This window comes from Rhodococcus yananensis, from assembly GCF_020515525.1.
Lineage (GTDB): Bacteria > Actinomycetota > Actinomycetes > Mycobacteriales > Mycobacteriaceae > Rhodococcus > Rhodococcus yananensis.
Genome location: NZ_JAIYEP010000098.1, coordinates 1 through 11,868, shown reverse-complemented (window position 1 = coordinate 11,868; position 11,868 = coordinate 1). Strand labels below are relative to the sequence as shown.

The following is an 11,868-nucleotide window of genomic DNA, read 5'->3' as shown; positions in this document are numbered from 1 at the left end:
TGCGCAGGCTGGCGGGCGGGGTGAAACGCTCACCGTACTTCGCGGCGAGTTCCTCGGCCCTCTTCACGAAACCATCCTTGCCGCCGGGGTATCCGACGATGTACTGCGCGACACCACCGGTCCACGCGGGGAAACCGATGCCCAGGATCGAACCGATGTTGGCGTCGGCGGTGGTCTCGAGAACACCTTCGTCGAAGCACTTCTGGGTCTCGATCGCCTCGGCGAACAGCATCCGGTCGATCAGATCCTGCAACGGCACGTCGAGGGTCGCCACGGTGTCGAATCGATCGCGCACACCCTGCCAGATTCCGAGACGCTTGCCGTTCTCGTCGTACTCGTAGAAGCCGGCCTTCTCGAGGCGACCCGGACGACCCTGCTCGACCATGAAGTCGACGACGTCGAGGGCGGGGTGGCGGGTGGTGCCGAGCTTGGTGTCGCCCTGCTCCGCGGCCTCCGCGCTCTCCTTCGCGATCTTCTGCATGAGCTTCATGTTCAGCTCATCGGTCAACTGCAGCGGCGGAGCCGGGTACCCGGCCTGCGACCCGGCCTGCTCGATCGTCGCGGGTTCGATGCCCTCGGAGACCATCGCGATGGCCTCGTTGACGAACGTGCCGATGACTCGGGAGGTGAAGAACCCGCGGCTGTCGTTGACGACGATCGGGGTCTTCCGGATCGCCAGCGTGTAGTCGAACACGCGGGCCAGCGCCTCGTCGGATGTCTTCTCGCCCTTGATGATCTCGACGAGCGGCATCTTGTCGACCGGGGAGAAGAAGTGGATACCGATGAAGTCCTCGGGGCGCTTGACACCGGTCGCGAGACCCGTGATCGGCAGCGTCGAGGTGTTCGAACCGAGCAGCGCATCGGGGTCGACGACATCCTCGATCTCCTGGAACACCTTGTGCTTGAGCTCGGTGTTCTCGAAGACCGCCTCGATGACGAAGTCGACGCCCTTCAGGTCGGCGGCGTCGGCGGTCGGGTGGATCCGGTCCAGGAGCGCCTTCGACTTCTCCTCGGTGGTCTTCCCGCGCGACAGAGCCTTCGCCTCGATCTTCTCGGAGTACGCCTTGCCGCGTTCGGCTGCCTCGGCGGTGACGTCCTTGAGGACGACCTCGAAGCCCGCGCGCGCCGACACGTACGCGATACCGGCACCCATCATGCCCGCGCCGAGCACGCCGACCTTCTTGATCTCACGCTTCGGCACATCCTTCGGGCGCGACGCACCCGAACCGATGGCCTGCATGTCGAAGAAGAACGCCTGGATCATGTTCTTCGCGACCTGACCGGTGGCGAGTTCCACGAAGTAGCGGGACTCGATGGTCGATGCGTTGTCGAAGTCGACCTGCGCGCCCTCGACGGCCGCGGCCATGATCGCGCGCGGAGCGGGCATCGGAGCACCCTTGAGCTGCTTGCGCAGATTCGCGGGGAAGGCCGGCAGGTTCGCGGCGATGGCGGGGCTCGACGGGGCACCGCCGGGAATCTTGAATCCCTTGACATCCCACGGCTGCACGCCGCCCTCGGGGTTCTCCTTGATCCATGCCTTCGCCGCGGGCACGAGATCGTCCACGCTGCCGACGACCTCGTCGACGAGCCCGATCTCCTTCGCCTTCACCGCGTTGTACTTGTTGCCCTGCAACAGCACCGAGAGCAACGCGGTCTGGATGCCGAGGAGACGGACGGTGCGGGTGATTCCGCCGCCGCCGGGGAGCAGACCCAGGCTCACCTCGGGCAGACCGATCTGCACGCCCTTGACGTCGGCGGCGATGCGGTGGTGGGTGGCGAGCGCGATCTCGAGGCCACCGCCGAGTGCGGCACCGTTGACGGCCGCGACCACCGGCTTTCCGAGGGTTTCGAGGCGGCGGAGATCGGCCTTGATGTCCTGCACCTCGTCGAACGCGGCCTGCGCGTCGTCGGGTCCGATGGCGATGATGTTGCGGAGGTCGCCGCCGGCGAAGAACGTCTTCTTCGCCGAAGTGATGACGACACCGGTGATCGAGTCCTTCTCGGCGACGAGGCGGTCGACGGTGGACTTCATCGACGCCTTGTACAACTCGTTCATCGTGTTCGCGCCCTGGTTCGGGTCGTCGAGCGTGAGAACGACGATGCCGTCGGCGTCCTGATCCCAGGAAATCATGTTGTCGGTCACTGTGGTTCGATTCCTTCCGGTGTCAGACGCGCTCGATGATGGTGGCCACGCCCATACCGCCACCGATGCACAGGGTGACGAGGGCGCGCTTGGCTCCGCGGCGTTCGAGTTCGTCGACCATCGTGCCGGTGATCATGGCGCCGGTCGCGCCGAGCGGGTGACCCATCGCGATGGCGCCGCCGTTGACGTTGAGCTTCTCGTCGGGGATCTTCAGGTCCTTCTGGAACTTCAGCACGACCGACGCGAACGCCTCGTTGATCTCGAACAGGTCGATGTCGTCGACGGTCAGGCCGGCGGCGGCGAGCGCCTTGTGCGCGGCCGGGGTGGGCCCCGTCAGCATGATCGTCGAGTCGGCGCCGGACGTCGCGGTCGCGACGATGCGGGCACGCGGGTTCAGACCGAGATCCTTGCCGGCCTGCTCGGAGCCGACGAGGACGAGGGCAGCGCCGTCGACGATGCCGGAGCTGTTGCCACCGTGGTGAACGTGGTCGATCTTCTCGACGAAGTGGTACTTCTGCAGCGCGACAGCGTCGAATCCACCCATCTCACCGACACCGGCGAAGGACGGTGCGAGCTTGCCGAGACCGGCGAGCGTGCTGTCGGGGCGCATGTGTTCGTCGTGGTCGAGGACGGTCAGGCCGTTCTGGTCCTTGACCGGCACGACCGACTTCGAGAAGTAGCCGCCGGACCAGGCCGCGGCGGCGAGTTGCTGGGAACGCAGCGCGTAGGCGTCGACGTCCTCGCGGGTGAAACCTTCGATGGTGGCAATGAGGTCGGCCGAAATGCCCTGCGGTACAAGGTAGCTGTCGTAGTTGGTGGCGGGGTCCTGCATCCAGGCGCCACCGTCGGAGCCCATCGGGACCCGCGACATGGATTCGACACCACCGGCGAGGACGAGTTCGTCCCATCCGGAGCGGACCTTCTGAGCCGCCATGTTGACGGCTTCGAGACCGGACGCGCAGAAGCGGTTGATCTGCACGCCACCGGTGGTCACGGGCAGTCCCGCGACCGTGACGGCGGTGCGCGCGATGTCGGCGCCCTGGTCACCGACCGGGCCGACGACGCCGAGGATCAGATCGGAGATGCGGTTCTCGTCGAGATCGGGGAAGCGGACGCGCAACTCGTCGATCAGGCCGGTGACCAGCGAGATCGGTTTGACGGAGTGCAGCGAACCGGTCTTCTTGCCGCGGCCTCGGGGTGTTCGGATGGCTTCATAGACGAATGCCTCTGTGGTCACAGTGCGCAGATTCCTTCCGTGATCGAGATGCCGTGCTCGTGGTTGCCGTGATCGTGGTGTGCGATGCGGTGACGTGCCGGCGACGACCGTCACACTCGGCCTCGTCCCACCGTAGGAGCGCGGTGCGCGGCGGGTTAAGGACCGAACCGATCGGGCTGTGTGACCGAACCGAGCGTTCGGCCCCACCGCCTTCCCCCGCCACACCCACGGTGAGCGAGCGGCACATCCACTCGATCGAATCGATCGGGTGTACCACTCGCTCACCGGGGGAGCGGGTGTCGGTAGGGTTCGGTGCCATGTCTGCTGCTGAGGGGGCGGTCGCCGAACTCGTCGTCGGCGCCGGGAAGGTACTGCGAGCGTACGGGCACCACGACATCGCCGACCGGGCCGAACGCAAGTTGTCCGCCGAGGAGCGGATCCGTTCCGTGGTGGTGGTCGGCGAGATCAAACGCGGAAAGAGCACGCTGGTGAGCGCGCTGATCGGACGCGACGGCGCTGCCGTGGACGACGTGGAGAACTCGACTGCGATCTCGGTGCGGTTCGTCGTCGCGGACGACGAGCATCCCGAAGGCACCGCCGACCTCGTGTTCCCCGACGGGGTGCGACGCATCGACCGTGCCGACCTCGCGGAGTGGGCGACGACCGGTGGACGCCACGTTCTCGATCCCACCGTCGAAGCGCTCCCGGTCGCGGCGATCGTGCCGGTGGCCTCCCCGCGATTGACGCACGCGTCGATCGTCGACACCCCCGGAGTCGGCGGTCTCGATCCGCGCCATGCGGGTCTGGCCGCGCAGTCGGCCGAGCAGGCCGCGGTCCTGGTGATGGTGTGCGAGGCGTCGACGCCGATCACCGAACCCGAGATGACGTTCCTGCGCGAGAACGCAGCCGGTGTCGAGAACGTGATCGTGGCAGTCAGCAAGACGGACAAGGCGACCACCCGGTGGCGGGAGATCGTCGCCGAGAACCGGAAGCTGATCTCCCGGCACGTCGGACGCGACATTCCCGTCGTGCCGGTGTCGAGCGTGCGGGCACTGGCCGCACTGGAGTCGGGCCTGCCCGAGCATCTACGCGAACGCGCACTGAACTTCTCGGGGTTGCCTGCCCTGTGGGCGGTGCTCGACACCCGACTCGAATCCGCCGACCGGTCCCCCGCGGACGACGCGCTACGCACCTCGCTGGAGGGATTGCGCCGGGTGGAGCAGCGGATCGAGGACGAGCTGAACGTCGTGAAGGAGGGCGAGAAGGCGATCCCCGATCTGAGTGCCGAGCTCGATCGGTTGAAAGGCCTCAAGGACGAGGCCCAGCAGTGGGAACAGCACCTGCAGCGCGACCTGACCCTCGCCCGACAGCGGGCGTCGACACGGCTGGACGAGAACCTCGCCGAGGTCCGCGAACGATGGACGACGAAGATCAACAAATCGTCGTTGGACGTGCTACGCCGGTCCCCGCAGGTGTTCACCGCCCAGATCCAGTCCGATCTGCTCGGCGCGATGGCCGCGACCGCCGAGTGTTTCCTCACCGACCTCGAACGGATCACCACGGAGTTGTTCGGCGACGAGGAACGGTGGGAGCAGATCCGGGAGATCGCGCTCCTGTCGATGCAGACCGATCCGCTGGTGACCGGTGAGGTGGCGTCGAAGCGTCAGGGACTGCTCGATCCGAGCGTCCTGTCGATGGGCATGATCGGCACGACGATGCTCGGGGCCGTGATCGGGGTGGGGGCGATCGCGGGTGTCGCCTGGGTCGCGATCAACCTGGGATTCCGCGCGATGCGGGCCGGCAAGACGAATCTGCTGACGTGGTTGCGGGAGACCATCGCGACCGTCCGCACCGCGACCACCCGCATGCTCGACGGAACACTGGCGACGACCCGCCCCGAGATCGTGCTCAGCCGCCGCCGGCAGCTGCAGGAACGCATCACCGACCTGCAGAAGCAGATCGAGGAGGCGAAGCGGTCCGCGCAGGCCGATTCCGCGGCCCGCGAAGCATCGATCACCCGATTGGAGAAGAACCTGCGCATCACGCGGGCGAAGATCACGCCCATCGAGGAGGCCCTCGCGGCGGGAACAGGAGCGGCAGCGTGACGACGACGCAGACCCCCACCGCACCCGACCCGGTGCACCAGCGGATCGACGCCGCGCTGCACCGGCTCGCGTCGTTCGGTGGCGACCTGGTCGATCACGCCAACCGGATCGGGGCGATCCTGTGGTCGCCACCGCGGATCGTGGTGGTGGGCCGCCTGAAGGCGGGCAAGTCGACGCTGGTCAACGCACTGATCGGTGCGCCGGTCGCCGAGACGGCCGCACTCGAGGCCACGAACGTCGTGACCGTGTACGAGAACGGTGCGCCGTCGCGTGCCGATGTGGTGCTCACCGACGGATCCCGCGGCCCCGTCCCCCTGTCCTTCGGCACCACCGTCGAACTCGGGCACTCCCCGACCGACGTGGCGTATGTACACCGTTACGTGCCGTCGCAGGCACTGAGCCGCATCACGCTCGTCGACACCCCCGGCCTGGCGACGCTGACGGTGGCGAACGCCGCCGCGACCGAGCGCGCCCTGATCGACGGCTTCGAACAGACCCGCGCGGCGTCGGTGGATGCCGACGCCGCGGTGTTCCTGTTCGATTCGATGCCGCGCAGCGACGAGATCGACTTCCTGCACCGGGTGGGTTTCACTCCGCTGAACACACTCGGGGTGCTGTCCCGCGCGGACGGTTTCGGCCGCGGTGTGCTGGGTCGCCGCGACCCGATCGGTCACGCGACCCGGCACGCGGCGGTGCTGGCGGAACGCCTGCGGGACGTGGTCGGGTCGGTCGTCCCCGTCGCCGGCCTGCTGGCGCAGACCGCGCACACCGGGGCGTTCACCGAACGCGACGCCCGCGCGCTCGCCGCTCTCGCACCGTTCGCGCCGCTGGAGTTGTTCGATCTGCTCGACGCCGACGACGGCACGCTCCCGGTTCCGCGCGAGCAGGTGGTACGCCTGATCGACATGGTCGGCGAGTACGGGCTCGTGCACGGTCGTCACGCCGCCACCGGCGGCGCGCACGGGGTGAACGGTTGGCTGACGTCGGTGTCGGGCATCGACCCGCTCACCGCGGTGCTCGACCGGTCGTTGCGGCGGTTCGCGGTGCTGCACCGCGCCGGACGGATCCTGTCGGAGTTGGATTCCCTCGCCTACAGTCACCCGGCACGCGACGGCATCCGGGAGATCGTGTCCACCCTCGACAGCGATCCCGTGCTCGTTCCGGTCGGTCTGCTGCGTGCCCTCAAGTCCCTCCTCGAAACCGACCCGGACGCCCCCGCGGTCGCGGAGCTGACCCGGGTACTGCGCGGCACGACGATCGCCGCGTGCCTCGACGTCGATCCCGCGACACCACCCGAACAGTTGCGTGCCGTCGCGCAGGAGCGGCTCGTGGCGGTGCAGGCACAGTCCCTGAGCACACGGTCGGCGGCGGAGGACGTGGCGTTGGCTGCGCTCACCCGCGCGTACATGTCGATGTTCCGCGCGGGGTCCTGACGCCGCCCGCCCGCCCCGGTGGCGTGACGTGTGACACATCCATGGGCGACCCGAACGCCCGGACCTGCGCAAACGTCGCGGCGACGCGGTCTGTTCGAAGAACACCGCGCCCCCCGGGGAACTTTCCGATCCGTCCGATGCTCATATCTCCGACAACAGCGAACGACGGATGTCGCCACAACGGCACACAACCGGGAAAGCGAGCAGAACGATGGCACAGGACTTCTTCTCCAACAGCACGGCCAGCTCCGCCTCCGATTCCACCGCGAGCACCACCTCCGACTCGACGTACGGTTCGTCGGCCGCCGACAACTCGTCGGCGTCGACCGACAGCACGCAGTCCGACTCGTCGTACGGCTCGTACGGTTCGTCCGACAGCGGTTCGTCCTACGGTTCCTCGTCGACCAGCGACCAGGGGTCGGTGAGCTACGAATCCTATGAGCGCTACGAGCGCTACGACTCCTCGGGTTCGAGCAGCTCCGATTCGTCGTACGGTTCGGCCGCGAACAGCGGTTCGTACGGCTCCTACGGGTCGTCGTCGGATTCGTCGGACTCCAGCAACCAGGCATCGTCGTCGGCGGCGAACAGCAGCGGCGGCACGTCGACGACGTCCGACTCCGCCGATCGCAGCGCATCCACCGGTTCGAGCCAGACGTCGTCCACCGGTTCGGCACCGACCGCCTCCGCGGACACGGGTTCGGCATCGACCTCGACGTCGACCGCCTCGGAGCCGGTCGTTCTCAACGAGTACGTGGACGCCGACGGCGGCACCGTCGTCGAGTACGACACCGACGGCGACGGACAGGTCGATCTCGCGACGCTCGATTCCGACAACGACGGCAAGGTCGACGCACAGCTCACCGACACCGACGGCGACGGCATCCCCGATCTCCTCGAGGTCGATCAGGACGGCGACGGCTACGTCGATGCCGCGGCGAAGGACACCGACGGCGACGGCGTCTTCGACACGGCGGCGTTCGACCTCGACGGTGACGGCAGCGTCGACGCCGTCCTCGACCTGGAGACGGGTGCCGTGGACTACGACGGCGACGGCGTCGCCGACGACTACATCGACGTCAGCGACCTCGGTGCGGGCACCGGATCGGACGCGGGCGCCGACCTCGTCTGAATCAGCTTCAGCAGCTGATCCGCTTCTCAGTACCCGCCAGTCCCACCCGGCCGTGATGCACGACCCGGCCGTCCGTCCGAAGGAAGTTGATCGTGGTGACACCCGACGCCGGCCAGATGCCGTCCCGCGACAGTCTCGACGAATTGATCGCCGCAGCCGATCTGGCCCACGAGGGCGACGAGCAGGCCGAGATCACCGACCGGCTCGCGGCGGTCGGGGTCGAGCGGGTCGACGCCCCGACGGGTTCGTCGTTCGATCCGACGCTGCACCGCGTGGTTGCGATGGTCCCGGCGGCGGCGCCGACCGACGAGAACACGATCGACGAGACGGTACGGCCGGGTTGGCGTCTCCACGGCGAGATGCTCCGGTTCGTCGAGGTCCGGGTGCGGGTCCATCCCTCCCGATGCCCCGGCTCTGCGTGACGCCGGCACCGACCCCACCGGTATCTGTACACGCGGTACACACCCACCCGTGGGCGTCACGCGACACAGCTCTTTTGTAAGCTCCGCTCGGCCGTTCCGGACCGACGCGGCGGAACGCACCGACGGAATTCGAGGGGAAGTAGAACGATGAGCTGGGTCCTGGCAGTCGATTTCGGCACGTCCAACACATCGGCAGCACACCGTATCGGCCCCGACCGGGTCGAATCACTGCCGCTGTCGCACACCAGCAACCTCATGCCGTCGTCCGTGTACATCGAGGGACCGCACACGATGTCCACCGGTGAGGTCGCCGTCAACCAGGCATCGCTCGATCCCGCCGGATTCGTCGCCGCACCCAAGACCCACGTCTCCACCGGCACCATCCCCGTGCGCGGACAAGAGATCCCCGTCGCCACGATGATCGCCGCGGTCCTACGCACCGTCCACGGCCAGGCACTCCAACGGCACAACAACGAACCGCCCTCCGCGGTCGTCCTCACCCACCCCGAGGCCTGGTCCAATCGCGAACTCGCGGTCCTCCGTGAGGCCGCCTCCCTCGCCGGGCTCGGCGGCAACGTCTCGCTCATCTCCGAACCCCGTGCGGCCGCCTTCTACTACTCCCGCCAGCACGACGCCAAGATCGTCAAGGGCTCCACCATCGCCGTCTTCGATTTCGGTGGCGGCACACTCGACGTCGCGGTCCTGACCGCCACCAGCGAGTGGACCTTCGAGGTCCTGCGCGCCGGCGGCGACAACGCCCTCGGTGGAAAGAACCTCGACGCCACCATCTCCCGCTGGGTCGACCGTCACCTCGCCGACGAGAACCCCGACCTCGCCGCCTGGCTGCGCACCCCCGACGGACTCAACGCTCGACGCACCCTCGACGACCAGATCCGACGCGCCAAAGAGCTGCTCTCCCAAGCACCGTCGGCCACGATCCGCATCAGCGGCAACGCCACCGACATGACTCTGACACTCACCCGCGACGAGTTCGAGCAACTCATCGAACCGCAGATCACCCGAGGTGTCGCCCTCGCCGCGGCCGTTCTACGCGACGCCGGCGTGGACCCCGGATCGCTGCAGGCCCTCTACCTCACCGGTGGGTCCTCCCGCATCCCCTACGTGCATCGCCGCCTCGCCGAGCTCGGCCCCATCGCCACCCTCGACGACCCCAAGACCGTCGTCGCCAAGGGCGCAGCCGGTTTCGTCGCCGGTGGCCGCACCACCGAGCCCCCCGCCAACCTCGACACCGAGGTGCTCCGTAATCGTCCCGGGGCGGCGCCGCAACCGCATCCGCAGGTGCGTCCGCAGTTCACGGGTCCGAACCCGATGGGAGCGCAGGTCGGCCCGCCCGCGGGACCCGACACGGCAGCATCCGGATCGGGTGGAAACCGGAAGTTGGTCACGGCGGTCGGCGGTGGTCTCGCGGTGCTGCTCGTCGCTGCGGGCGCCTTCTTCTTCGTCACACGCGACGACGGCCCCGGCACCGACACCGCGACGGTCGCCGAGACCGGCGGGACCGACGGCGATGCAGCACCGAACGCGGCGCCTGCTGCCACCGCCGATTCGACCTTCATCAGCGAGACCACCGACGACGTCACGTCGGTGATCCCGGCGAAGCTCGTCACCGGATCGTCGGCGTGCGAGAAGTCGGGTTTCTCGGGTGAGGGCGCACTGCAGGTGCGGTGCCTCATCAGTCCCGATTCGTCGCTGGGCAAGGCCATCGGGATGGAACGCACCGACTACCAGTCCGTCACCGCCTGGCGCGACGACCAGTACGCACGCTCGAACTTCATCCGCCTCCGCGACAACAAGTCCGACGGGCACACGAAGATCGTGTCCGCCGACGGAAACAGGATCATCGATTTCGATCCCGACGAAACGTATTACGTGTACTTCACCGTCATCGACCGGTCGACCGGCGCGATCCTCCAGTTCTCGATGGACACCGTCGATCTGGGGATGACCTTTCTGACCGAACTCGAACTTGCAGACGCCTGATCACAGGCACCACAACAGGAGTATCCCCACCATGCGTACCGTACCGATCCTCGTGGCGGCGACCGCCGCCACCGTGCTGCTCGCCGGATGCGGCAGCACATCCGCGGGAACACCGCAGGCCGAAGGCGCCGACAGCACCTCGAGCGACACCGCGACCACCGCGTCGTTCGACGTCGACACCCTGGACACCGGCGAATACCGCACCGAACCCCGTGATTTCGAAGCCGACGGTATCAACGCCGCCGACTTCGGCCCGGCGGTCGAGGGCCAGCGCATGGCGGAGTTCGTCGTGCTCCCCCACGACATCGATCCTCGCCTCACCGACGGTGCCAGCATGAACAACGGTGTCGGAGTGGGTGGTATCGCCAAGTCGGGGCTCACCAACGACGCCGCGCGGCAGGCGCTCGAACCGTTCGACGTCATCACGACGTTCACCGATTTCCACGGATCCCCGGACGACGCGTACAACCTGGGTGTCTCCGTCTGGCGATTCGCCGATGCCGATCAGGCCGCTCAGGCCGCGACGGCCCTCCACACCGCCGAGCTCACCCCGCCCGCGGCGGACGACATCTTCGCGAGCGGGCCCGGCACCGAGGTGTCCCTGCCGACGCTTCCCGACACCCTGGCATCGACGTACCGGTGGGAGACCACCGAGACCGACACGATGTCGACGTTCACGGCGCGGGGCCCCCACGTCATCTACACGTACGTGTCGACGACCACCGGCGGCACCGACTGGGTCAGCGACACCACGACGCGCACGATCGAACGGCAGATCCCGATGATCGACGCGTTCCCGTTCACCCCCACCGACCAGATCGAGAGCCTTCCGGTCGACGTCGACAAGGTGCTCGGCCGCGCCGTGGGGTTCCTCGAGAACGAGTACGCCAGCAACTCCGACACCGCCGTGTACGGGCCGCTCGGCTGGCTGCACTTCGATTCCGATCCCGAGGAGACCGCCGCGCTGTTCGAGGAGACCGGAACCGACCGCATCGCACGGGCGAACTCGACCGTGTACCGCACCGACGGTCCCGAGTCCGCCCTCACGCTCCGTGACGCCTTCGTCGCACAGACCCTCGATGCCTACCCCGACATCACGGAAGAGGCTGCGCCCCAGAATGTTCCCGGCACCGTGTGCTACGGGGGCGACATCTCCCAGGGCCGACTGACCAAGTGCCTCATCGCGTACGGACCGTACCTGGCCGAGGTCGCCGGCTTCCGCGCGGTCGGCAACACCGATCCCGACGACGACACCCTGCGCACCCTGTCGCAGCGTGTCGCCACCCAGTACGTCAAGTTCGTCCGCGCCGAGGAGATGGGTCTCGGCGAGAACTGATCGCCGCGCTCTATCCGGTGGTCGTGCCACCGGGTGAACCGTCCACAGGTCCCCCACCGTCCGGCATGCCTGGCATGCCGGAC

Annotated in this window: 10 protein-coding genes; 6 read left to right on the top strand and 4 right to left on the bottom strand. The window is 67.8% G+C overall.

Annotation, left to right across the window (positions count from 1 at the left end; translation table 11 throughout):
* Positions 1-2,131 (bottom strand): 3-hydroxyacyl-CoA dehydrogenase NAD-binding domain-containing protein (locus LDQ05_RS17630; RefSeq protein ID WP_264185267.1); only part of this gene is annotated, 2,131 nt, incomplete at its 3' end.
* Between the two features lie 34 nt (positions 2,132-2,165).
* On the bottom strand, positions 2,166-3,380 hold the full coding sequence (locus tag LDQ05_RS17625) for an acetyl-CoA C-acetyltransferase (protein WP_226438250.1): 1,215 nt from the start codon (positions 3,378-3,380) through the stop codon (positions 2,166-2,168).
* A 296-nt stretch (positions 3,381-3,676) separates the two neighbouring features.
* Between LDQ05_RS17625 and LDQ05_RS17620 the strand changes: the two genes are divergently transcribed.
* A complete protein-coding gene (locus tag LDQ05_RS17620) occupies positions 3,677-5,464 on the top strand; it encodes a dynamin family protein (protein ID WP_226438249.1) in 1,788 nt (595 codons plus the stop codon).
* A complete protein-coding gene (locus tag LDQ05_RS17615) occupies positions 5,461-6,897 on the top strand; it encodes a GTPase (RefSeq protein WP_226438248.1) in 1,437 nt (478 codons plus the stop codon). The genes LDQ05_RS17620 and LDQ05_RS17615 overlap by 4 nt, the downstream gene beginning before the upstream one ends.
* Before the next feature lie 141 nt (positions 6,898-7,038).
* On the opposite strand, the gene LDQ05_RS17610 is transcribed toward LDQ05_RS17615, so the two are convergent.
* Positions 7,039-7,233, bottom strand: a complete 195-nt coding sequence (locus tag LDQ05_RS17610) for a hypothetical protein (RefSeq protein WP_226438247.1) — start codon at positions 7,231-7,233, stop codon at positions 7,039-7,041.
* A gap of 189 nt (positions 7,234-7,422) precedes the next feature.
* On the bottom strand, positions 7,423-7,641 hold the full coding sequence (locus LDQ05_RS17605; RefSeq protein WP_226438246.1) for a hypothetical protein: 219 nt from the start codon (positions 7,639-7,641) through the stop codon (positions 7,423-7,425).
* A 7-nt stretch (positions 7,642-7,648) separates the two neighbouring features.
* Here LDQ05_RS17605 and LDQ05_RS17600 point away from each other — a divergent pair, with 7 nt between their 5' ends.
* From LDQ05_RS17600 to LDQ05_RS17585, 4 genes are all read left to right on the top strand, one after another.
* Positions 7,649-8,026, top strand: coding sequence for a hypothetical protein (locus LDQ05_RS17600; RefSeq protein ID WP_226438245.1), 378 nt, complete (start codon positions 7,649-7,651; stop codon positions 8,024-8,026).
* 92 nt (positions 8,027-8,118) lie between these two features.
* Complete coding sequence (locus LDQ05_RS17595) at positions 8,119-8,448, top strand: nucleotide exchange factor GrpE (protein ID WP_226438244.1); 330 nt, start codon at positions 8,119-8,121, stop codon at positions 8,446-8,448.
* Between the two features lie 147 nt (positions 8,449-8,595).
* Positions 8,596-10,449, top strand: coding sequence for an Hsp70 family protein (locus tag LDQ05_RS17590; protein WP_226438243.1), 1,854 nt, complete (start codon positions 8,596-8,598; stop codon positions 10,447-10,449).
* 31 nt (positions 10,450-10,480) lie between these two features.
* Entirely contained in the window at positions 10,481-11,785 is a 1,305-nt protein-coding gene (locus LDQ05_RS17585) for a DUF7373 family lipoprotein (protein WP_226438242.1), read from the top strand.
* Positions 11,786-11,868 lie beyond the last annotated feature (83 nt).

Bases quoted from the DNA above. Each gene is read 5' to 3' on its own strand.
- LDQ05_RS17620 (WP_226438249.1), top strand. From the start codon at position 3,677: ATGTCTGCTGCTGAGGGGGCGGTCGCCGAACTCGTCGTCGGCGCCGGG.
- LDQ05_RS17590 (WP_226438243.1), top strand. From the start codon at position 8,596: ATGAGCTGGGTCCTGGCAGTCGATTTCGGCACGTCCAACACATCGGCA.
- LDQ05_RS17585 (WP_226438242.1), top strand. From the start codon at position 10,481: ATGCGTACCGTACCGATCCTCGTGGCGGCGACCGCCGCCACCGTGCTG.